At 72.6% G+C, this 21,031-nt stretch carries 25 protein-coding genes; 14 read left to right on the forward strand and 11 right to left on the reverse strand.

Going from position 1 to position 21,031, the window contains the following annotated elements; all coding sequences use genetic code 11:
• Positions 1 to 14 precede the first annotated feature (14 nt).
• From DI272_RS42685 to DI272_RS46365, 5 genes are all read right to left on the reverse strand, one after another.
• On the reverse strand, positions 15 to 1,082 hold the full coding sequence (locus tag DI272_RS42685; protein ID WP_109500500.1) for an NAD(P)-binding domain-containing protein: 1,068 nt from the start codon (positions 1,080 to 1,082) through the stop codon (positions 15 to 17).
• A 35-nt stretch (positions 1,083 to 1,117) separates the two neighbouring features.
• Complete coding sequence (locus DI272_RS42690; RefSeq protein ID WP_109500501.1) at positions 1,118 to 2,140, reverse strand: ABC transporter substrate-binding protein; 1,023 nt, start codon at positions 2,138 to 2,140, stop codon at positions 1,118 to 1,120.
• Positions 2,141 to 2,176: 36 nt separating this feature from the next.
• A complete protein-coding gene (locus DI272_RS42695) occupies positions 2,177 to 2,926 on the reverse strand; it encodes an ABC transporter ATP-binding protein (protein WP_109500502.1) in 750 nt (249 codons plus the stop codon).
• On the reverse strand, positions 2,899 to 3,774 hold the full coding sequence (locus tag DI272_RS42700) for an ABC transporter permease (RefSeq protein WP_109500503.1): 876 nt from the start codon (positions 3,772 to 3,774) through the stop codon (positions 2,899 to 2,901). Before DI272_RS42700 ends, DI272_RS42695 begins: the two co-directional genes overlap by 28 nt.
• Positions 3,775 to 3,878: 104 nt before the next feature.
• A complete protein-coding gene (locus tag DI272_RS46365; protein ID WP_349817350.1) occupies positions 3,879 to 3,962 on the reverse strand; it encodes a putative leader peptide in 84 nt (27 codons plus the stop codon).
• A gap of 123 nt (positions 3,963 to 4,085) precedes the next feature.
• On the opposite strand from DI272_RS46365, the gene DI272_RS42705 reads away from it, so the two are divergent.
• The 5 genes from DI272_RS42705 to DI272_RS42725 all read left to right on the forward strand — a co-directional run bounded on the left by DI272_RS42705 (position 4,086) and on the right by DI272_RS42725 (position 7,406).
• Positions 4,086 to 4,514, forward strand: coding sequence for a YjbQ family protein (locus DI272_RS42705; protein WP_109500504.1), 429 nt, complete (start codon positions 4,086 to 4,088; stop codon positions 4,512 to 4,514).
• A gap of 196 nt (positions 4,515 to 4,710) precedes the next feature.
• Positions 4,711 to 5,502, forward strand: coding sequence for a GNAT family N-acetyltransferase (locus DI272_RS42710; RefSeq protein WP_109500505.1), 792 nt, complete (start codon positions 4,711 to 4,713; stop codon positions 5,500 to 5,502).
• Positions 5,499 to 5,723 carry a translation initiation factor IF-1 gene (gene infA, locus DI272_RS42715; protein ID WP_109500506.1) on the forward strand — a complete coding sequence of 75 codons (225 nt, stop codon included), beginning with the start codon at positions 5,499 to 5,501 and terminating at the stop codon, positions 5,721 to 5,723. The genes DI272_RS42710 and infA overlap by 4 nt, the downstream gene beginning before the upstream one ends.
• A gap of 76 nt (positions 5,724 to 5,799) precedes the next feature.
• The gene (locus DI272_RS42720) at positions 5,800 to 6,405 is read left to right on the forward strand and encodes a TetR/AcrR family transcriptional regulator (protein ID WP_109500507.1); all 606 of its coding nucleotides are present in this window, start codon (positions 5,800 to 5,802) and stop codon (positions 6,403 to 6,405) included.
• A 26-nt stretch (positions 6,406 to 6,431) separates the two neighbouring features.
• On the forward strand, positions 6,432 to 7,406 hold the full coding sequence (locus tag DI272_RS42725) for a DMT family transporter (RefSeq protein ID WP_375138098.1): 975 nt from the start codon (positions 6,432 to 6,434) through the stop codon (positions 7,404 to 7,406).
• Here DI272_RS42725 and DI272_RS42730 read toward each other — a convergent pair.
• A complete protein-coding gene (locus DI272_RS42730) occupies positions 7,400 to 8,284 on the reverse strand; it encodes a S1 family peptidase (protein ID WP_109500508.1) in 885 nt (294 codons plus the stop codon). The two genes, DI272_RS42725 and DI272_RS42730, sit on opposite strands and share 7 nt — an antisense overlap.
• A gap of 121 nt (positions 8,285 to 8,405) precedes the next feature.
• On the opposite strand from DI272_RS42730, the gene DI272_RS42735 reads away from it, so the two are divergent.
• From DI272_RS42735 to DI272_RS42745, 3 genes are all read left to right on the forward strand, one after another.
• A complete protein-coding gene (locus DI272_RS42735; RefSeq protein WP_109500509.1) occupies positions 8,406 to 8,765 on the forward strand; it encodes a zinc ribbon domain-containing protein YjdM in 360 nt (119 codons plus the stop codon).
• Positions 8,766 to 8,964: 199 nt separating this feature from the next.
• Positions 8,965 to 9,360: a pyridoxamine 5'-phosphate oxidase family protein gene (locus DI272_RS42740; protein ID WP_109500510.1), complete on the forward strand. Its 396-nt coding sequence runs from the start codon at positions 8,965 to 8,967 to the stop codon at positions 9,358 to 9,360.
• A 162-nt stretch (positions 9,361 to 9,522) separates the two neighbouring features.
• Positions 9,523 to 9,873 carry a metalloregulator ArsR/SmtB family transcription factor gene (locus DI272_RS42745; RefSeq protein ID WP_181387483.1) on the forward strand — a complete coding sequence of 117 codons (351 nt, stop codon included), beginning with the start codon at positions 9,523 to 9,525 and terminating at the stop codon, positions 9,871 to 9,873.
• Between the two features lie 65 nt (positions 9,874 to 9,938).
• On the opposite strand, the gene DI272_RS42750 is transcribed toward DI272_RS42745, so the two are convergent.
• On the reverse strand, positions 9,939 to 10,685 hold the full coding sequence (locus DI272_RS42750) for a DUF3152 domain-containing protein (protein ID WP_258314845.1): 747 nt from the start codon (positions 10,683 to 10,685) through the stop codon (positions 9,939 to 9,941).
• A 201-nt stretch (positions 10,686 to 10,886) separates the two neighbouring features.
• Between DI272_RS42750 and DI272_RS42755 the strand changes: the two genes are divergently transcribed.
• From DI272_RS42755 to DI272_RS42765, 3 genes are read left to right on the forward strand one after another with little or no spacing between them, the layout of a single operon-like run.
• The gene (locus DI272_RS42755; protein ID WP_109500512.1) at positions 10,887 to 11,579 is read left to right on the forward strand and encodes a response regulator transcription factor; all 693 of its coding nucleotides are present in this window, start codon (positions 10,887 to 10,889) and stop codon (positions 11,577 to 11,579) included.
• On the forward strand, positions 11,576 to 13,165 hold the full coding sequence (locus DI272_RS42760; protein WP_258314846.1) for a cell wall metabolism sensor histidine kinase WalK: 1,590 nt from the start codon (positions 11,576 to 11,578) through the stop codon (positions 13,163 to 13,165). The genes DI272_RS42755 and DI272_RS42760 overlap by 4 nt, the downstream gene beginning before the upstream one ends.
• Complete coding sequence (locus DI272_RS42765) at positions 13,162 to 13,665, forward strand: hypothetical protein (protein WP_258314847.1); 504 nt, start codon at positions 13,162 to 13,164, stop codon at positions 13,663 to 13,665. Before DI272_RS42760 ends, DI272_RS42765 begins: the two co-directional genes overlap by 4 nt.
• On the opposite strand, the gene DI272_RS42770 is transcribed toward DI272_RS42765, so the two are convergent.
• From DI272_RS42770 to DI272_RS42785, 4 genes are all read right to left on the reverse strand, one after another.
• Complete coding sequence (locus tag DI272_RS42770; RefSeq protein WP_181387484.1) at positions 13,631 to 14,026, reverse strand: LysR substrate-binding domain-containing protein; 396 nt, start codon at positions 14,024 to 14,026, stop codon at positions 13,631 to 13,633. The genes DI272_RS42765 and DI272_RS42770 overlap by 35 nt on opposite strands.
• 19 nt (positions 14,027 to 14,045) lie before the next feature.
• On the reverse strand, positions 14,046 to 15,455 hold the full coding sequence (locus tag DI272_RS42775; protein ID WP_109500515.1) for a S9 family peptidase: 1,410 nt from the start codon (positions 15,453 to 15,455) through the stop codon (positions 14,046 to 14,048).
• Entirely contained in the window at positions 15,452 to 16,804 is a 1,353-nt protein-coding gene (locus DI272_RS42780) for an MFS transporter (RefSeq protein WP_109500516.1), read from the reverse strand. Before DI272_RS42780 ends, DI272_RS42775 begins: the two co-directional genes overlap by 4 nt.
• Positions 16,805 to 16,999: 195 nt before the next feature.
• Positions 17,000 to 17,458: a DUF6174 domain-containing protein gene (locus tag DI272_RS42785; protein WP_109500517.1), complete on the reverse strand. Its 459-nt coding sequence runs from the start codon at positions 17,456 to 17,458 to the stop codon at positions 17,000 to 17,002.
• 156 nt (positions 17,459 to 17,614) lie between these two features.
• On the opposite strand from DI272_RS42785, the gene DI272_RS42790 reads away from it, so the two are divergent.
• The 3 genes from DI272_RS42790 to DI272_RS42800 all read left to right on the forward strand — a co-directional run bounded on the left by DI272_RS42790 (position 17,615) and on the right by DI272_RS42800 (position 20,968).
• Entirely contained in the window at positions 17,615 to 18,820 is a 1,206-nt protein-coding gene (locus DI272_RS42790) for a cysteine desulfurase-like protein (RefSeq protein WP_109500518.1), read from the forward strand.
• Positions 18,821 to 18,824: 4 nt separating this feature from the next.
• Positions 18,825 to 19,403 carry a barstar family protein gene (locus tag DI272_RS42795; RefSeq protein ID WP_109500519.1) on the forward strand — a complete coding sequence of 193 codons (579 nt, stop codon included), beginning with the start codon at positions 18,825 to 18,827 and terminating at the stop codon, positions 19,401 to 19,403.
• A gap of 362 nt (positions 19,404 to 19,765) precedes the next feature.
• A complete protein-coding gene (locus DI272_RS42800; protein ID WP_109500520.1) occupies positions 19,766 to 20,968 on the forward strand; it encodes a cytochrome P450 in 1,203 nt (400 codons plus the stop codon).
• The last annotated feature ends 63 nt before the right edge of the window (positions 20,969 to 21,031 follow it).

A 21,031-nucleotide genomic window follows, 5' to 3' on the forward strand; every position in this document is an offset into this window, starting at 1 on the left:
GACGGCCTCGGGCATCAGGCGGCGACGGGCTCTCCGGCCAGCAGTCGCCTGATGTCCCGCACGGCCGCCCGTCCGGCCCGGTTGGCGCCGATGGTGCTGGCGGACGGGCCGTAGCCGACGAGGTGCACCCGGGGATCGGCGACCGCGCGCGTGCCCTCGACGCGAATGCCGCCGCCCGGCTCGCGCAGCTTCAGCGGTGCCAGGTGGTCGATGGCGGCACGGAACCCGGTCGCCCACAGGATCACGTCGGCGTCGACGTGCCGCCCGTCCGCCCACTGCACGCCGTGCGGGGTGATCCGCTCGAACATGGGCTGCCGGTCCAGGACCCCGTCGGCGATGGCCTGCCGGATCGCGTCGTTGAGGGGCAGCCCGGTCACCGACACCACGCTCTTGGGCGGCAGCCCCTGCCGCACCCGCTCCTCGACCGATGCCACGGCCGACCGGCCCACGTCCTCGGTGAAGGGGCCCGCACGGAAGACGGGCGGCCGTCGGGTCACCCAGGTGGTGGCGAGCGCGTAGGGGGCGATCTCCATCAGATGCTGGGTGCCGGACGCACCCCCGCCCACCACCACGACCCGCTGCCCGGCGAACTCCTCGGGCCCGGGGTACTGCGCGGTGTGCAACTGCCGCCCGCGGAAGGTCGCCTGCCCCGGATAGCGCGGCCAGAAGGGCCGGTCCCAGGTGCCGGTCGCGTTGATCAGGGCGCGCGTCGCCCAGGTCCCGGCCGAGGTCTCGACGACCAGCCGCCCGTCCTCACCGTCCCGCACCGCGCGCACGTCCACCGGCCGCCGCACCCGCAGACCGAAGGTCCGCTCGTACGTGTCGAAGTACTCGGCGATCACCTCGGCGGACGGCCGCGCCGGATCGGCGTCCGTCAGCTCCATCCCCGGCAGCGAGTGCATCCCGTGCACCTTGCCGTACGTCAGCGAGGGCCACCGGAACTGCCAGGCGCCGCCCGGGCCGGGGGAGTGGTCCAGCACGACGAAGTCGCGCGCGGGCTCGAAACCGGTCCGGCGCAGGTGATAGGCGCTGGACAGACCGGCCTGACCAGCGCCTATGACGACGACCTCAGTGTTGTTCACGCTTCTACCAACTCTGCCGAGGTCGCAGATCTTCCCTACGGCTGCGCTGTGCGCGCGGGCGTGGTCGACGGCGGCAGGCCACCGTTGAACCGCGTGTCCACGAAATCACCGAAGTCGACCTTCCCCGGGATCAGCTTGAGCTCGGTGAAGGTGTCGGCGATCTCCTGCTCCGACGCCACCAGCGGCTTGTCGACCGCGACCGAGATCCGGGTGGCGTTGGTCCGCCGCACCGAGGCCAGCGCGACCTCGTAGGGCAGCCCGGTGTCCTTCGCCCAGACCTTCGCCCACTCCTCCTGATGGTCGTGCACCCACGCCGTGGCCCGCCGCAGCCGCCCCAGATAGTCCTCGATGGCGGCGGCCTTGGCCTTGTCCCGCAGCGCGGAGGGCGCGGCCACCTGGAAGGTGAGCCCGTTGGTGACCCCCTCCCCGGTGGTCAGTATCCGCCCCTGCTTGGCCTGGAGCACTTGAGAGGTGTACGGGTCCCACACCGCCCACGCGTCGACCTTGCCGGAGGTGAAGGCGGCGAGTGCGTCGGCGGGCTGGAGGTACTTGACGTGCACGTCGCCGAGCTTCAGCCCGGCCTTCTTCAGGGAGGCGACCAGTTGGTAGTTGGCGGACGAACCCTGCGCCACGGCAACGGACTTGCCCTTGAGCTGCTCGGGCCCGGTCAGTTTCGAGCCGTTCGGTACGAGGATGGCGTCGCCCTCGGACGTGCCGTGGAAGGCGGACACGACCGTGATCTTCGAGCCCGCGCCCGCGGCGAACACCGGCGGGGTGTTGCCGACCCCGCCGATGTCGACGGCCTCGGCGTTGACGGCTTCCAGCAGCGGCGGTCCGGAGGTGAACGTGGACCACTTGATCTTGTAGTCGAGGCCCTCGAGTTCGCCGGCGGCCCGCAGGATCGCCTCCGAACCGCCCTTCTGGTCACCGACGTCGAGCGTGAGCGAGCCCTGGCCGTCGGTGTCGGAACCGGTGCCGGCGGTCGCACTGCCGCCGCAGGCGGTGAGCAGCAGGGCCAGAGGGAGGAGCAGGGCGGCGGGGACGAGGCGTCGTCGCATGACGGATGTTCCGTTCGTGAGGGCGGGGACGGTGGTTCAGGCGGCTGCGGCGGCGGTGTCGACGCCGAGCCGTTCCAGCAGGCCGGCGCGGAGCTCGGCGAAGCGCGGATCGGTGAGGTCGCGGGGACGGTCGAGGCCGATGCGCTGCTCATGGGCGATGACCCCGTCGTCCATCACCAGGACGCGGTCGGCGAGCAGCACGGCCTCCTCGACGTCGTGCGTGACGAGCAGGACCGCGCAGCCGCGCCGCTGCCACAACTCGCCCACCAGGCGCTGGGCCTTGATGCGGGTGAGGGCGTCGAGCGCCCCGAACGGCTCGTCGAGCAGCAGGAGATCGGGTTCGCGGACCAACGCCCTGGCGAGGGCGGCACGCTGGGCCTCGCCGCCGGAGAGGGTCTTGGGCCAGGCGTCCGCGCGGTGACCGAGACCGACCTCCTCCAGCGCTCGCTCGGCGACCTCGCGCGCGGGCTTTCCGGGCAGCCCCAGCAGGACGTTGCGCCACACCTTCTTCCACGGCATCAGCCGGGGCGCCTGGAAGGCGACGGCCCTGCGGCGCGGCACCAGGACGCTGCCCTCGATGTCCCGGTCGAGACCGGCCAGGATGCGCAGCAGGGTGGACTTGCCGCAGCCGCTGCGGCCGAGGAGTGCCACGAACTCGCCCCGGTCGATGTTGAGTTGCAGAGCGTCGATGACGGCACGGCCGTCGAAGGAGCGGGTCAGCCCCGCCACCCGCACCGCAGGAGTGCTCCGGTGCGGACTCACCGGCCGGTGAACGTCGGTCGCCATTGCAGCAGCAGCCTTTCGAGGGAGCGGACGACGAAGTCGGCCAGCAGGCCGAGGAGGGCGTAGACGATGAGGCAGACCACGATGACGTCGGTCCGCAGGAAGTCCCGCGCCTGCACCATGAGGAACCCGATGCCGGAGTCCGCGTTGACCTGCTCGGCGAAGACCAGCGCGAGCCAGGCGATGCCGAGCGAGTAGCGCAGCCCGGTCAGGGCGCCGGGCAGCGCGCCCGGCAGCACGACATGCCGCACGAGCCCCCACCGTGACAGCCCCGACGACTCACCGGCCTCGATGAGGTGGGCGTCCACGCCGCGAATGCCGGCGTACACGTTGAGGTAGAGCGGGAAGGTCACGCCGAGCGTGATGATGGCGACCTTCGGTGCCTCACCGATGCCGAACCAGATGATGAACAGCGGGATCAGCCCGACGAACGGCACGGTCCGCAGCATCTGGACGGGCGCGTCCACGAGATCCTCGCCGATCCTGAACAGGCCCGAGATCAGGGCGAGTCCGGTGCCGACGAGAATGCCGAGGAGCAGTCCGGCGGCGACCCGCTGGAGCGAGGTGCCCATGGCGGAGGCCAGCGAGCCGTCGGCGATCAGGTCGCTCGCGACCCGGGCGATCCGCCCGGGCGAGGCGAGTGCGTCGGAGGTCAGCAGACCTGTGGCGCTGAGGACTTGCCACAGCAGGAGCAGTACCGCCGGACCGGTGGTGCGGCGCAGCCAGCGCGGGACGCGGGTGCGCCGGGAGGAGGCGGGGACGAGGGGTTCGAGGGCGAGAGGGCCACCAGCGGCGGGCATACCGGAAATATCCGGTTCGGCGGCGCTGGGCGGGGCATGACTGATGCTCACGAGTGCTCCACGGAGGGGGAGAACGGGGTACGCCGGAGCGCCGCCGCGTCAGAAACGCGGACGGGCAGAAAGTGGCGCGGGGGTGAGAGGAGAAGGAGGGGGCGTCAGCAGCCGCGGCGACACGCGGCGGAGGCCACCCGCAGCAGGTCGATGTGACCGCGCGTGGTGAGCAGGGCTGAACGCAACATGCCGCCGAACGTAGCCAGATGGCGTGGTCATGGTCAATGGCGTCTCGCGGACTGGACCCGCCGTATCGCGGGACGGGCGGCAGATCGCTCACCGGGCCGGGCGCATGGGTGAGGATGGGAGGCATGTCAGATGCGTTCACCACCCGGGTCCTGAACATCACCTCCGGATCGACGGAGCGGGTCGTCGACCTCACCGGCGACTGCGCGGCCTTCCTGCGCGAGGCCGCGGCCGGCCGCGACGGCCTGCTCAACATCTTCGTCCCGCACGCCACCGCGGGCATCGCCGTCATCGAGACGGGCGCCGGCAGCGACGACGACCTCCTCGCCGCCCTGCACACCCTGCTCCCCGCCGACGATCGCTGGCAGCACCGTCACGGCAGCCCCGGCCACGGCCGCGACCACGTCCTGCCCGCCTTCGTGCCGCCGCACGCGACACTGCCCGTGATCGACGGACAGTTGGAGCTGGGGACCTGGCAGTCGGTGTGCCTGGTCGACACGAACAAGGACAACCCGCGGCGCCAGGTGCGCCTCACCTTCCTCGCGGGCTCCTGAGGCCGTTCCGAAAAGGCTTTGAGCGAGGCGGCGACCCGCTGCTACGTTCACGGCGGACCGTGAAGTCGTCGTAGGGAGGTGAGCCCCGTGAACACAGTCACCCATGGGTGCTCCCTTATCCCGCCACGGTCCTGCGGCTGACGTTCGGTGTCGCCAGGAGCGCCTGAGATCGAGGCACTCCTGGGAGGAGACGCCGATGAACACCACGCCTTTCACTTCCTGCCCGGGCGACGACGCGGTGATGATCACGCGTGTCGCGGAACGGCAGTGGCATGCCCTGGACGACGACTTGGTGGTCGGCCGCGGACTTGCCCAACACCGGCCTGACGGACGCCTGTTCGTCACCGTCGACGCCTGGCGCGACGCCGCCTTCGACCGGCTGGCCGAGACGATGGTGGCGCATCTGCCGGCGCCGCTGTACACGGTCGTCGACGAGGCCGACGCCGAGTCGGCGGCCGGCTGGAGGCGGGCCGGCTTCGCGGTCCGGCGCCGCGAGTGGGAGTACGTCGTACCGACCGACCCGCGGGTCACCGGGCTCGAAGCGGTCGAGCCGCCCTCCGGCGTGACGATCGTGCCCTTCGGGCAGGCGGACGAGGGCCTGCTGCGGGCGGTGGACCGCGCGATCCGTGACGAGGTCGAGGCGAGCGTCGGCTGGGAGTCGATGCCCGCGGAGGTCGTTCCCCGCCCCGCCGGCGACACCGTGGTCGATCCGTCGACGTACGCGGTGGCCGCGGCGCCGGACCGCTACCTGGGGCTGATCCGGGTGGTCCGGGTGAAGCGGCCGCGCATCGGACTGGTCGCGGTCCGGGCCGGAGAGCAGCGCCGGGGCATCGCGCGGGCGCTGCTCTCCCACGCGCTCACCACGCTGCACCGCTCCGGGTCCGACGCGGCCTGGACCGAGATCAATGAGTCCAACCACGCGGCCGCCGCCCTGTTCGGGGGCGCCGGCGCCCGGCCGGTGGGCAGCAACCTGGAGCTGGTCCGATGACGAAGCACAAGAACGTCATCGAGGTCGAGGGCAGGGTCGTCGAGTGTCTGCGCAGCGCCATGTTCACCGTGGAACTGGAGAACGGCCATCAGGTGCTCGCGCACATCAGCGGAAAGATCCGCAAGAACTACATCAAGATCGTGCTGGAGGACCGGGTGCTGGTGGAGCTTCCGCCGTACGACCTGACACGCGGCCGGATCGTGTTCCGGTACCGCGGCTAGGGCCCGGTGGCCGGGGTGTCCCGGTTTCGCCGTCCGCTACAATATAGGTAGATCTACCTACCTAGTTTGGATGGCGATGAGCGACACCGACGCGAGTACGGGCGGGAGGCCACGCCGGCGTCCCGCCCGGGAGCGGCTGCTGGCGGCAGCGGCCCGCCGGTTCTACGCCGACGGGGTGGCCGCGACCGGCATCGACACGATCACCGCCGATGCCGGTGTGGCGAAGATGAGCCTGTACAACAACTTCTCCTCCAAGGCCGAACTGGTCCGCGCCTATCTGGACGCGCGGCACGAGGAATGGTTCGGCTTGTACCGGGCGCGGTTGGAGCAGGCCCACGGGCCGCGTGACGGTGTGCTGGCGGTCTTCGACGCCTACGCCGATCACGCGGCCTTCGCCTACGAGCACGGGTTCCGCGGCTGCGGTCTGCTCAACGCCGCCGCCGAACTTCCGGCCGGGGACGAGGGGCGGGCCCTGGTCCGCGCCCACAAGGAGGAGGTCGAGGGGTTGATCGCCGGGCATCTGGAGCACCTGCTGCCCGATCGCCCCGACACCGCCCACGCCCTGGCCGAGCACCTCTCCTTCCTGCTGGAGGGCGCGATGGCCCGGGCCGGCCTGGAAGGCGACGGCGTGCGCCTCCAGCACGCCCGCTCACTCGCGGCGGCCCTGCTGGACCGGTTGTGAGAGGTGCCGGAGGCGACGGATCCGCCGTGACGGGGGCCCTGTGCGTGCTGGCCGCCTCCGTGCTGTGGGGGACGACGGGTACGGCCGCCACCCTGGCCCCGGAGGTGGGCCCGCTCGCCATCGGTGCCGTCGCGATGGGCCTCGGCGGACTCCTCCAGGCCCTCGTCGCCGCACCGCAGATCGCCCGCGACGCCGGACGGCTGCGTGCGCGGCGCGGCACGGTGCTCCTCGGCGCGGTCTCGGTGGCGATCTACCCGCCGGCCTTCTACACCTCGATGCACCTGGCCGGAGTCGCCGTCGGCACCGTGGTCTCCCTCGGCACCGCCCCGCTGGCCTCGGCGGTGATCGAACGCGTCCTGGACCGCCGCCGGCTCACCCGCCGCTGGATGCTCGCCGCCGTCCTCGGCCTGCTCGGCACCGCGCTGCTGTGCGTCGCCGAGGCCGCCCGCGCCACCGACGCCGGCGGAACGGCGTCCGTGACGGCCACGCTGCTCGGCATCGGCCTCGGCCTGGTCGCCGCCACGACGTACGCCCTGTACTCCTGGGCCGCACACCGGCTCATCCGGCGCGGGATCGCCTCCCGCGCCGCGATGGGCGCCGTGTTCGGGATCGGCGGACTGCTCCTCGTCCCCGTCCTGCTCGCCACCGGTGGCGCGCTCGTCGGCTCCTGGTCCAACGCGGCGGTCGGCGGCTACCTGGCCGTGGTCCCCATGTTCGCCGGGTACATGCTGTTCGGCTGGGGGCTCGCGCACGTCCCCGCCAGCACCGCCACCACGCTGTCCCTGCTCGAACCGGCGGTCGCGGCCGTACTCGCCGTCCTGGTCGTGAACGAGCGGCTCCCCGCCGCCGGTTGGGCCGGTATCGCGTTCGTCGTCGCCTGCCTCGCCGTCCTCACCGCCCCGGCGCCCGGCGTGCGACGCCGGCAGCGCGGACCGGGCGACGGGGAAGCCGTGCTCCACGGTGCCGCGGCGGCCCGGCTCGGCGACCGCGGAGCTCAGTAGACCGTCAACCCGTAGGCGTTCAGCGCCTCCTGGACCGGCTGGTAGTAGGTGGTCCCGCCCGTGGTGCAGTCGCCGGAGCCGCCGGAGAGGATGCCGATGACCTTGTCACCGGCGTAGAGCGGGCCGCCGCTGTCGCCCGGCTCGGCGCAGATGCTGGTCTGGATCAGGCCGTAGACGATGTCACCGCCGCCGTAGTTGACGGTCGCGTTCAGCGCGGTGACCCGGCCGCAGTGGACGCCGGTGGCCGCTCCGCGGCGGCAGACGCTCTGGCCGACGTAGGCGGTGGCGGTTCCGGTGACGTCGACGGTGCCGATGGTGCCCGGGTGCGGTACGGCCGCATTGGTGTAGCGGACGACACCGAAGTCGTCGCCGGGGAAGCTGGTGCCGGTGGTGGGGCCGATCGCCGTTGCCGCCGTGGCGCTCGTGTACCAGGTGGCCGTCCCGTCGGTGCAGTGGCCCGCGGTGATGAAGTAGTACGTGGCGCCGCTCTGCACGTTGACCCCGGCCGAGCAGCGCCGGGCCGCCGTGTAGATGCCGTCACCGCCGGACAGGAGGGTGCGCAGGCGGCCGTCGAGCCGTTCGAGGGTGGCGGCGCCGGTGAAACGTCCGGTGGTCTGCCGCAGTCTGGTCAGGTCCCGGTCCGAGACGGAGGCGTCGGCCAGGACCCGCAGCCGTCCGGTGCCCTCGTCCACGGCCCAGCTCGTCCCGGCGATCCCCAGCGATTCGACGGCGGCGGTCGCGCCGGTCACCGAGGCGTGGCCCGCGGGCGCCGCTGCGGCGCCGGTGCCGGACCCCGCGAGGGCGGCGAGGACCAGCAGGCCCAGGGCCGCGGCGGACGAGCGTGAGTGTCTGACGATGGTGCGGCGGGATCTGAACACCGGAGTCTCCCTGGGGACGGTCGGCCGGGTGGGGAGCGCGTTGCCGGTGTCCCAGTCTGATGGGACCCGTGCGGGGCGGGTAGGCCGCCTTCGGCCGAAGGCGGCTGGTTACCCTGACGGGATGATCGAGAATCCTCCCCCCTGTCCGAAGTGCTCCTGCGAGTACACCTACGAGATGAACGCCCTGGTGGTGTGCCCCGAGTGCGGCCACGAATGGGTGCCCGCCGAGGGCTCCACCGGTGACGCTGACGGTGACGGCCGGCGGGTCGTCAAGGACTCCGTGGGCAATGTGCTCCAGGACGGCGACACGGTCGTGGTCGTCAAGGCGCTCAAGGTCAAGGGCAGCCCCTCCGGGATCAAGGCCGGGACCAAGGTGCGCAACATCCGGCTGGTCGACGGCGTCGACGGGCATGACATCGACTGCAAGGTCGACGGTTTCGGGGCGATGCAGTTGAAGTCGAGCGTGGTGAAGAAGGGCTGACACCACGAGCGGTCCCGCTCGGCGGCGGGGTCGCAGGCGCCGCATCTTGGTGCTTAATTGCATAATTTCGCAATTGGTTAGATGCTGTGATGTCTGTGCCCGCAGGTAGCCGCGGGCACAGCCTGCCTGCCCTCCGGACGGCAGGGCTGCTGCCCCGCGCCGAGTCCCCGTTCCGAACCTCCAGGGAGGAAGCCGTCCGATGAGTACACCCCCCGCTCTCCTCCGCATGGTCGAGCTCTCCGGCGCGGAGGCGATGTGGCTGCTGGAGGGCGGCGGCCTGGGCCGGCTGGTGCTCGTCCGGCGCGAGCTGACCACGGTCCGGCCCGCCCGGCACGTCTGGGAGTACGGCCGTCTGATCATCCGTACGCCGGTCCCGTCCCGGGCGGCTACCTACCAGGTGGACGAGATCCGTGCCGTACCGGGCACCGGTTGGACGGTGACCGTGAGCGGTCCCGCCGAGGTGATCACCGATCCGCACGAGGCCGCCCACCACCAGCGCGCCCTGCCCGGCTGGACCCATGGCCCGCACGACACGCTCCTGCGCCTGCACCCCAAGGCGGTCGCCGGGTTCCGGCTCGCCCGCGCGGTGGGGTGAGCGGTGGCGGCGCGGCGCGGGCACCCCGGTTCCGGGACCGGATTCGGTGCTGCCGGAAGGACAGGCGAGGATGGGGGACATGGACGTGACGTGTGGGTCGACGCGAGGGGCCGGGGCCCGGCCGACGGGGCCGTGCTCCCGTACCGGGGAGGCGACGGCAGGGTGAGTACGCCGCTGTACCAACTGAAGGCCGAGTTCTTCAAGACGCTCGGTCATCCGGCCCGCATCCGGGTCCTGGAGCTGCTCAGCGAGCGTGAGCACGCCGTCGCCGAGATGCTGCCCGAGGTGGGCATCGAGCCCGCCCATCTCTCCCAGCAGCTGGCCGTGCTGCGGCGGGCCAACCTGGTCGTGACCCGCAAGGAGGGGTCGAACGTGTACTACTCGCTGACCAGCCCGCACGTCGTGGAACTCCTCCGGGTCGCCCGCACCATCCTCTCCGGGGTCCTGGCCGGCCAGGCCGAGCTGCTCGCCGATCTGCAGGCGGCGCAGGGGGAGGCGAAGCCCCGGGCGTAGCGGGGCCGGGGCGGGAGCGGTGCCGGACGGCCGGCGGGTGCGGCGACGCCGCCGAGGGCACCGCGTCACGGAGCGGCGGGGCCGGTGATGAACCGGCCCTCGGAGTCGTACGGCCAGACATTGGGGACGCAGCCGTGCATGCCCTTGATCTGCTGCATCATCGCGGGGGCCGGCTCCCCCTTGCCGGGGCAGGTGACATGGCCGTGGTGGAGGAAGTGGCCCACCTCGTGGTTGATGATCAGGGCGCGGTAGGCGGTGACGTCCTCGGCGTAGACGGGGGTCGCCAGCACCCAGCGGTCGAGGTTGACCATGACCTGGTCGCCGGTGTTGCAGTTGTACCGGCCGCCCGTGTCGAGGCCGCCCCGGCCGCAGACGGCGTCGACGGTCGCGGGGGTGGCGAGGCGGACCACGAAGTCGGTCGGGCCGTGGGCGACCCGCTGGAACGCCGAGTGCCCGTCGGCGGTCCAGCCGCGGGGATCGCCGAGGATGCGGTCCACCGTCTCGGCGGTCTCCGCGGCGGACAGGTCGATGTTCTTCTCCACCTCGACCCGGTAGCGCAAGGCCGTCCCCTTGCCGGCCTTCGCGCTCCCGCCGGGTGCGGTGACATACGTTCCGGGGCCCTGCCGGGGGAGGGCGGGGGGCTTCGCGGGGGAGGGGGACGTGCGCGGAGCGGGGGTGCCGCTCGGCTTCCTGGCCGGTGGCGGTGACGTGCGCGTGGCCGGTTCCGCCGGTGAGCTCTCCGACGGCCGGCCCGACGTGTCCGGCTGCGGCCAGGCCAACACCGTGCAGCCGACGGCCCCGAGAACGGCCAACGCGGCGAGGCCGAAGGCCGGTTGAACCGTGCGGCGTCGGTCAGGGGTCGTTACGGAACCCCTGCGACGGTGGCTGCTGACGGGTTTTCGCTTGTGCTTGGTCACGATCGTTTACGTTGTGATCGCAATGTGATCGGACCTGGCTCGTCGGATAACGAAAAGGTAACTCCCGTCCTGGTCGTCCCTGTGGATACTGACCCCATGCCACGTGTGCTGTTGATCGAAGACGACCGCGCCGTCCGCGAGGGCGTCGCGCTGGCGCTGCGCCGTCAGAACCACGACGTCGCCGCCACTGCGACGGGGGAGGAGGGGCTGGCGCACCTGCGGTCGTTCCGGCCGGACATCGTGGTCCTCGATCTGATGCTGCCCGGCAAGAGCGGACTCGACGTCTGCCGCGGGATACGGGCCGTCGACCAGGCGCTGCCGATCATCATGGCCACGGCCCGCGGTGACGAGGTGGACATCGTCATCGGCCTGGAGGCGGGGGCCGACGACTACGTCGTCAAACCCGTCACGGCCCGGGTGCTCGACGCCCGCATCCGCGCCGTCCTGCGCCGCGCGGGCGGCACGCCCACCGGTGAAGGCCTTCCGAAGATCGACACCTATGGGGAACTCTCCGTCGACCGGGCCGGGTTGACGGTCAGACTGGGCGGCGAGCCGATCGCGCTCGCCCCCTCCGAACTGCGGCTGCTGCTCACCCTCTCCGCCTCGCCGGGCCAGGTCTTCAGCCGGCAGCAACTGCTGGAGGCGGTCTGGGAGCACGACTTCCACGGCGACGCCCGGCTGGTGGACGCCTGCGTCAAACGCCTGCGCACCAAGATGTCCGAACCGCCCCGCGCGCCCCGGTACATCCACACGGTCCGCGGTTTCGGCTACCGCTTCGCCGCCCCGTGAGACGCCGTCGGCTGCGCGGCCTGCGCGCACGGCTCGTGGTCGCCTTCGGACTCGTCGCGGCCGTCGCCGCCGCCACGACCGGAGCCCTCACCTTCCGGGAGGCGCGCACCGGTGTGCTCCAGCAGAGCCAGGACGCCGTCATCCGGCAGCTGCGGTCCCAGCTCGACCAGCGCGCCCCCGAACTCGGCTACCCTCCCGACCGGTTGACGCTGCAGCGGCTCGCCACCGGCGTGGCGGATAGTGAGGCCACGGGAAGCTGGCGGGTCCTGGCCACGTACCGCGGGCTGAGCGCCGGGTCCGTCCCCGGCGACGCCTTCCCCGAAGTGACGCCCGCCGTCCGCGCAGCGGTCGCGGCCAGCCGGGCCACCGTCTTCCAGCGGGTGCGCGCGGACGGACGGACCTCGCTCGTCGTCGGCATGTCGATCACCTTCGGCGACCCGGACCACTCGCGGCTGGCGTCCGGCGTCCGGGTGTTCCTGGTCGTCCCGCAGACCACCGAACAGGCATACGTCGACGCGCTCGTCGACGCCGTCGAACGGGCCCTGGTTCCCGCCCTGCTGCTCGCCGTCGTCCTCGCCCTGTTCGCCGCCCGTGGGGTCCTGCGGCCGGTGCGGGCGCTGCGGCACGCCACCCGCCGGGTCGCCGAGGGGCGTCTGGACACCCGCCTCGCGGTGCACGGCTCCGACGAACTCGCCGAACTCTCCCACACGTTCAACGAGACCGCCGCCGCGCTGGAGGCGTCGGTGGCGGAGCTGCGCGACATGGAGGCACGGGCCCGCCGCTTCGCCGCGGACGTCTCCCACGAACTGCGCACCCCGCTGGCCGCCATGTCCGCAGTCACCGACGTCCTCGACGAGGACGCCGCCCGGCTCGACCCGGACACCGCCACCGCGGTCCGGCTCATCAGCGAGGAGACCGTGAAACTCACCCGTCTCGTCGCCGACTTGATGGAGATCTCCCGGTTCGACGCGGGTGCGGCGGTGCTGCACCTGGACGAGATCGACCTCGCCGAGTCGATCCGGCGCACGCTCGCCTCCCGCGGCTGGACGGACGCGGTCGAGACGGAGCTGCCGCCGCCCGACGCGGTGCGCGGCCGTGTCGACCCGCGCCGCCTCGACGTCGTCGTCGCCAACCTGGTCGGCAACGCCCTCAAGCACGGCGCGCGTCCGGTACGGGTGCGGCTGAGCGTGGCCGGTTCCGGTGCCCACCGGGCCGTGATCGAGGTACGGGACAGCGGTCCCGGCATCCCCGACGACGTACTGCCCCATGTGTTCGAACGGTTCTACAAGTCGGACACCGCCAGGCCCCGGTCCGAGGGCAGCGGCCTCGGCCTGTCGATCAGCGCCGAGAACGTCCGCATCCACGGCGGCAGCGTCCGTGCCGCGAACCATCCGGCGGGCGGCGCGGTGTTCACCGTCGAACTTCCGCTGGTGCGGGACGAGATGCCGCCGGACGACATGACGAAGGACGGCGTGCCTGGCACGGCGCCCTCGAACTCGAAGAACTCGAAGAACTCGAAGAACTCCAAGAACTCGAATAACTCCAAGAACGCGAAGAACCCGGAGAACTCGGAGCGGCTGTCGTGAAGTTCCCTTTCACCGCGGCCCTGTTGGTGGCACCGGCCCTCCTCGCGCTGTCCTCCTGCGGCATCCCCGCGACCGGCGTGGTGGAGGCCGGCGGACCCGCGAGCGGGATCACCCCGGTCACGTCGGTCTACTTCGTCCAGAACGGCACGCTGGTCGCGGTCCCGCGCACCACGGCGTTCCCGGGCGACGCGGCGGCGGCCCTGGAACTGCTGATCGGCGGCCCGACCTTCGATGAGGCGCGCAAGAGGCTGGGCACCGCCATGCCCCGCCCGCGCGCCCCCGCGGCACCGCCGACCGTGACGGGGCGGGGCGACGCCCTGCTGGTGAAACTGCCCCCGGGCATGGGCCCGTTGGCCGACCTCGCGACCCGACAGGTCATCTGCACGGCCGCCGCCGCCCGCCACCTCACCGACGAGTCCGCCGCGACGGTCACCATCGAGGTGACCGACAGCCGCGGCAGGCGTGTCAGGGGGACCGACGAGGGCTGCCCGGGTCGGTGAGAGCCAGGCGCGGCAGCGCCGTCGCCGTCGCGACGAGGCAGTCCACGAGATGCGTCACCGCCGCGCCGGACCGCCCCTGGGTGGCTGCCCACAACCGGCGCGGCGGCGGGAGCGGACGCAGTGGGCGGACCGTGACGTCCGGCGGGGGAGCGGCGAGCGCCGGACTCGGCACCAGGGCGGTACCGTGCCCGGCCGCCACCATGGCCGGCGTGGCCGGACAGCGGTTGGAGTCGAGGGCGATCACCGGGGTGAACCCGGCGACGCCGCAGATGGCCCGCAGGGACTCAGCGCAGGCGAACGAAGTGCCCCTGATCCACGCCTCCTCGGCCGGCGCCCCTACCTCGACGACCTCTTCCGGCACCGGCCCGGTAGGAGCTGACTCACCCCGCGTCACCCGGGTGGGTCAGGTCGTACGGCCGCAGGTACGGCGTCGGTCGGTACGTCGCATAGCGGGCGGGCGTCGAGGGGTCGGCCGCCGCCGCACGGGAGTTGAGGGCGCCCGCGTCGACGCCCCGCCACGCGCCCGAGCCGATCCGGTCCTCCAGGGCGTGCAGCGCGGCCAGTTGCTCGGCCGGACTGAACGTGCAGTGGCCCGCGTTGTCGACGTACGCCTGCCGCAGCAGGTGCGACGCCCCGGCGGCGGTGACCGCCCGCTTCAGGGCGCTCTCCGTCTGGACCGGGACGAGGGCGTCGCCGGTGGTGTGCACGGACAGCTGCGGTTTGGTGAGGCGGCCGGTGAAGGAGCTCGTGCCGCCCATCCAGGCGACGGCCGTCGGGTCGGCGCTGATGCGCGGGGCGCGGTCGAGGGCTCCGAGGTCGGCCTTCAGGGAGAGCCCGGCCTTCTTGTAGAGCTCGGTGACCTCCTTGCGTACCGACGACTTGCCGAGGAGGCGCGCGTAGTCGACGCCGGTGTTCCAGGACATGTTGCCGCCCGCCCGCGTCTCGGCCTCCTGCCGCCAGTTGAACGCGGCGGTCTTCAACAGGCCCTTGATCGCCGCGTACTGGTTGGCCTGCCGGGCGTCCCAGTCGGTCTCGGCGGGCCGCGGCTGGGTCGGCTGGTTCCAGCCCGGGATGTTGTGCAGGGCGGCGGCGAGGGCGATCCGGGCCCGGCCCCGGTCCGTCGTCTGGGCCGCATCCACGGCGCCGGTCAGGGCGTCGGCCGCGTTCGTGGCGGTCGCCTGGTCCGGCAGACCGGTCAGGGGGATGTCGGCGTCCGGGGCGAGCAGCGTCTTGAGGGCGAACACCGGGTCCAGGGTGTTGTTCCAGTTGGCGACACCGCCGTGGACGAGGCCGCACAGGGAGAGCGAGCCGTCGATGCGGTCGGCGTGCCGTTCCGCGATCGCGGTGGTGACGAGGCCGCCGTACGACTGCCCCCAGGCCAGGGTGCGCCGTGCCGTCCCGAAGCGGTCGGTGAAGAGGGAGAGCGTGGCCAACTGGTCGGGTACCGCGTCCGTCACCGCCCAGCCGGTGGTGGCGTAGGACGAGCCGATGAGCGCGTAACCCTGGTCGAGCAGGAGCGATTTCGTGGTGTCGTCGGTGACGTTGCGGGCCGGGTTGGCGGGGCCGGGGGTGTAACCGTGGCTGAAGAGCAGGACGGTGCCGTTCCAGGACGCGGGGACGTCCATCATGTAGGCCGCGCCGGAGGGGAGCCGGCCCTCCAGATGGCTGACGTCCGTGGTGGTGCCGGCCGCCGCTGTCGCGGTGGGCAGGGCGGCCAGGGTGAGCAGGAGTGCGAGCGCGGACGCCGTGCGGGTACGAGGACGGGTGCGGGTACGGGTTCCGGTCGTCATGCGGAGATCTCCTCCGTGTGGGGGGCGGTGGGACGTGCGGCGGACCCGGCCAGGTCGGTGCGGTGGGTCTCGCGGACGAAGCACACGGTCAGGGCGGTGATCGCGGCGCCACCGCACAGCAGCAGCGCGACGGGCGTGCTGCTGCCGCTGCCGGCCACCAGGCTCCCGGCGATCATGGGGGAGAAGCCGGCGCCGACGAGGGTGGCGCCCTGGTAGCCGAGGGAGGCGCCGGTGTAGCGGATCTCGGTGCCGAACATCTCGGTGAGCAGCGCGCCGAGCGGGCCGTACATCGTGGACTGGGCGATGCCGTGGCCGAGGACGACGGCCAGGATCAGCAGGCCCGGCGACTTCGAGTCGACGAGCGCCAGCACCGGGAAGGCGAGCGCGGCCGAGGCGACGGCTCCGGCGAGGACGACCGGGCGGCGGCCGACGCGGTCGGAGAGCACGGAGGCGCACGGCAGCACGACGAGGGCCACGCAGGCGGAGACGGTGAGGGCGTCCAGCACCTGCGGGCGGGCGTACCCGATGCCGGTGGCGTACGCGATCAGGTAACTGGTCAGCAGGGACTGGGCGGTGAACGCGCCGATGCCCACGCAGCACGCCAGCAGCACCGGGCGCGGGTTGCGCAGGACGTCGAGGATCGGCAGCCGCGACTCGGCGCGGTCCTTCTTCACCTGGGCGAACAGCGGGCTCTCCACCACCCTCAGGCGGACGAAGAGGCCGACGCCGAGCAGGACGACGCTCAGCAGGAACGGCACCCGCCAGCCCCAGGCCGCGAAATCGTCCTTCGGGAGCGTGACGACGTACGCCACGACGGCCGTGGACAGCAGCGAGCCGAGCGGCGCTCCCATCTGCGTGAAGCTGGACCACAGACCGCGCCGCCGCTCGCCCGCGTGCTCGACGACCATCAGGGTGGCGCCGCCCCATTCGCCGCCGATCGCGATGCCCTGGACGACGCGCAGGGTGATCAGCAGGACGGGGGCCCAGACGCCGATCGTGTCGTACGTGGGCAGCAGGCCGATGAGGAAACTGGCGCCGCCCATCAGGCCCATCGTGAGGAGCAGCATCGACTTGCGGCCGAGCCGGTCGCCGAAGTGGCCGAAGAGGACGCCGCCGAGCGGGCGGGCGACATAGCCGGCCGCGAAGGTGCCGAAGGCGGCGATCGTGCCGACGGCGGGATCGGCGCCGGGGAAGAACAGTTCGCCGAAGACGAGTGCGGCGACCGTTCCGTACACGAGGAAGTCGTAGAACTCCACGGCGGTGCCGAGCAGTCCGGAAGCCGCGACGAGGCGCAGCTGCCGGGTCCGCTCGGCGGCCGTGGAGGGTGATGCGACGGGGGACGAGGGCATCGCGGTCTCCCTTGAGAGCGGTCCGCCGTGAGAGCGGTCTCCATGAGAGAGCGGTCTCCATGAGCGGAGAAGGACATCGCGAAATTAGGCCCTCAGATTACGGCCGTCAATAAAGTGCACAACATTGAGTCCGAGGCTCCGTCGTGCGATCAGATCCGCCGAGCGGCGGGAAGCTTCTCGTCGGGACGCGAGCGGTCAGGCCGGTTCGTACGCCTCGACGACGTACCGGGCCTCGTCGTCCAGGGCGTTCTCGTCCCAGTCCAGGAAGATCCGCGCGGGGTGCCCATCGGTCGCGTACTCGGCCTCCGCGGTGTCCGCGGCATCGCGCCGGGCCTGTGCCAGCTCGGCCAACAGGGCTCCCAGGGTGGGTACTTGGTCGGGCGTCTGTGCCACGAACCGCCGCGCGCTGTCGTCGAGCCCGACCGCCTCGGTGACCTCGCCGTCCCGGACCGTGATCCGGAAGGTGCCGATGAGGGACCGTTCGCCCTCGCTCGACGTCAGCGTGTAGGTGTAGGCGGCGGGCTCCTTCCAAGTCGTCTCTTCCGAGGGCGAGTTCGCGGAACCCTTCGTGCCGCAGGCGCCGACCGTGCAGATCAGGGCTGCGGTCAGCGCGGTGGTGGAGAGCAGCCCGGCCCGTCCGCGTACGGCAGTCATGGTGGTCCCTTCGTCCTGTCGCCCCTGCGGAGCGCGTCGTCACTCCTGGGACGCCCGGCCGGTCTCATACGTTCGAGCCCGCCGCGGGGGGCGGGGTCGCCTCGGCCCGGGCGATGAGGTTGACTCGTGCACCGGCCACCATCGAAGGAGCTGCACGTGACGTACGACATCGCCGCCCTCCGCTCCCGGTTCCCCGCCCTCGCGGCCGGCACAGCCCACTTCGACGGCCCCGGCGGCACCCAGACACCCCGGCCCGTCATCGACGCCATCGCCGATGCCCTGGCGCACCCCCTGTCGAACCGTGGTCACACAGTGCCGGGGGAGCGCAACGCCGAGGCGATCGTCACCGGGACCCGCGCGGCCCTCGCCGACCTGCTGGGAGCGGAGCCGTCCGGGATCGTCTTCGGCCGCAGCGCCACCCAGCTCACCTACGAGTTCTCCCGGACCCTCGCCAAGACCTGGTCGCCCGGCGACGAGGTCGTCGTCACCCGCCTCGACCACGACGCCAACATCCGCCCGTGGGTGCAGGCCGCCGAAGCGGCCGGAGCCGTCGTCCGCTGGGCCGACTTCGACCCCGCCACCGGCGAGCTGACCGTCGACGACATCCGCGCGGTGCTGTCCGAGCGCACCCGCCTGGTCGCCGTCACCGCCGCGTCCAACCTCATCGGCACTCGCCCGGACATCCCCGCGATCTCCCGACTGGCCCATGAGACCGGCGCGTTGGCCTGGGTCGACGGCGTCCACCACGCCGCGCACACACTGATCGACCTGGAGCGGCTCGGCGCCGACTTCTACATCTGCTCCCCGTACAAGTTCCTCGGCCCGCACCACGGAGTCCTGGCCGCCCGCCCCGAGTTGCTGGAGACACTGCACCCCGACAAGCTCCTCCCGTCCACCGACGCCGTCCCGGAACGCTTCGAACTGGGCACGCTGCCCTACGAGTTCCTCGCCGGCACCAGGGCGGCGGTGGACTTCCTCGCGGGCCTGGACGCGGAGGCGACCGGAACGCGGCGGCAGCGTCTGGAAGCGTCCTTCGCGGGCCTCGAAGCGCACGAGCAGATCCTGCGCGCCCAGCTGGACAAGGGCCTCGCCGCCCTCGACGGGATCACGATCCACTCCCGCGCGGCCGACCGCACGCCCACCCTGCTGCTGACCTTCGAGGCGCACGACACGGTGGACGCGTACCGCTTCCTCGCGGAGCGTGGCGTCCACGCGCCGTCGGGCTCCTTCTACGCGATCGAGGCCTCCCGCCGGCTCGGCCTCGGTGACACCGGCGGCCTGCGCATCGGCCTCGCGCCCTACAACGACGCGGACGACGTCGACCGGCTCTTGGCGGGCCTGGCCGATTTCCTGGCGAGCTGAGGTCATGGGCGCCGTGCGCACGCTCACCCTCGCCGAGCGCCGGCCGCCCTGGGTGGTCCTCGCCCGCCGGGACGACCCGTGGGTGACGGCCGAAACCGTTGCGCTCCGGGCGCGGGGCGGACAGGTGTTCCGCCTGGACGGACGCCAACTGCCCGACCCGGACGCGGTGTTCACGTCCTTTGCCCGCGCGCTCTCCTTCCCCGGCCATTTCGGCCACAACTGGGACGCGCTCGTGGACTGCCTCCACGACCGGCACGGCCATGGGGGCAGCACGCAGGGGGTGGCCGTCCTGGTCGACCACGCCGACGCTCTGGGGCACGCCGATTTCCTCGGGCTGTTCGTCTCCGTCCTGTGCCAGGCCGCCTGGCAGGCCAATCTGCGGCTCGACGCCGACGGCCTGCCACAGGACCTGCCGGCGTTCGCCCTGCACTTCGTCCTCCTCCTGGACGACACTGCGCCCGCCGCCTTCGCCGTGGCCGTGGCGGGCGGCATGGACGTGCGCGTGGCTCTCGACGAAGGACGCCTGACGGCGACGCTCACCGCCGAGGACTGGCCCGCGGCGGCCGGGCCGGTCGCCAGGTGACGACCGGCCCGGACGCCGAGTTCGCTTCGCCACCCGGCGACCGGCGCCGGATCGCCACCTGGCACATCGGCGGACCGTGCCGCGACGCCGCGTCCGCGAGTGCGCGGTGGTTCGGCCGGGGCCGACGGACACCGGGACGACGACCGGCCGACCGCGATGACGAACGGTGCCAGCCGCGACCGGGGGACCGACCACAGGGACAACCACCGCCCCGCGCCGTCCCCGCCGTTCCACCCCGTCCTGTTCCCGCCGCATCACCCTGTCCTGACTCCGCCGTTCCACCCCGTCCTGTCTCCGCTGCATCACCCCGTCCTGCTCCCGCCACCCCACCCCGCCCTTTCCCCACCGCCCCCTGGATCACCATGCCCCTGGTCACCCCCTTTCCCCTCGGTGCGGCCACCACCCTCGCCGAACTCGCCGACAACCCGCACCCCCGTCTCGCCCTGCTCCGCGCCCACGAGCCCGTGTCCTGGGTGCCCGAGTTGAACGGCTGGCTGGTCACCCGGCGAGATCTCGCGCTCACGGTGATGCGGGACGCCACGGCCTTCACCGTCGACGACCCCCGCTTCTCCACCGCCCAGGTCATCGGCCCGAGCATGCTCTCCCTGGACGGCCCCGAGCACGCCCGGCACCGTGACCCCTTCGCCGCCCCCTTCCGGCCCCGGCGCACGCACGACCGGTTCGCCGCGTTCGTCGAGCAGGAGACCGACCGGCTCGTCACCGCCCTCGCCCCGGCGGGCGCCGCCGAACTGCGCCGTTCCTTCGCCGGCCCCCTCGCGGTCGCCGTCGTCACCGAGGCGCTCGGCCTGTCCGGCACCACCACCGACACCGTGCTCTCCTGGTACGACGCCATCGTGCGGTCGGTCTCGGACATCACCGCCGGACACGCCCCCAGCGCCGCCGGCGCCGCCGCCTACGCCGAGCTGCGGGCGGCCGTGGCGGCCACCGTCACCGCGGGCGACGTCACCTCCTTGCTCGGCGCCGCCGCCGACCGGCTCCCCCTGCCCGAGGTCGCCGCCAACGCCGCGGTCCTGATGTTCGGCGGCATCGAGACCACCGAGGCGATGATCACCAACGCCCTCCTCCACCTCCTGCGCCACCCCGGTCAACTCGCCCTCGTCCAAGCCGAACCCGGCCTCCTCGACAGTGCGATCGAAGAGTCCCTGCGCCTGGAACCCGGCGCCGCCGTCGTCGACCGCTACGCCACCCGCGACACCACCCTCGGCGCGGTCACCGTCCGCCGCGGCGACCTCGTCACCGTCTCCCTCGCGGGCGCCAACCGCGATCCGGCCGTCTTCCCCGACCCCGACCGCTTCGACGTCCGCCGCGACAACGCCCGCCTCCACCTGGCCTTCGCCCACGGCCCCCACCACTGCCTCGCCGCGCACCTCGCCCGCCTGGAGACCCGCGTCGCCCTGCACGCCCTCCTCACCCGGCTGCCGGCCCTCCGACTCGACGAGGAGCACCCGGCGGCGCCGTACGGTCTGGTCTTCCGGAAGCCGGCCGCGCTGCACACCCGATGGGGACGGAGCGGTCAAACAGGTGAAATCGCCGTTTCCGAGTGACCTGCCTCTCATGGCACCCGGGGGCCGTAGCCGCGACCATGGTGTGCGTCACCGGCAGGCCGC

This window comes from Streptomyces sp. Act143, from assembly GCF_003143935.1.
Taxonomy (GTDB): domain Bacteria; phylum Actinomycetota; class Actinomycetes; order Streptomycetales; family Streptomycetaceae; genus Streptomyces.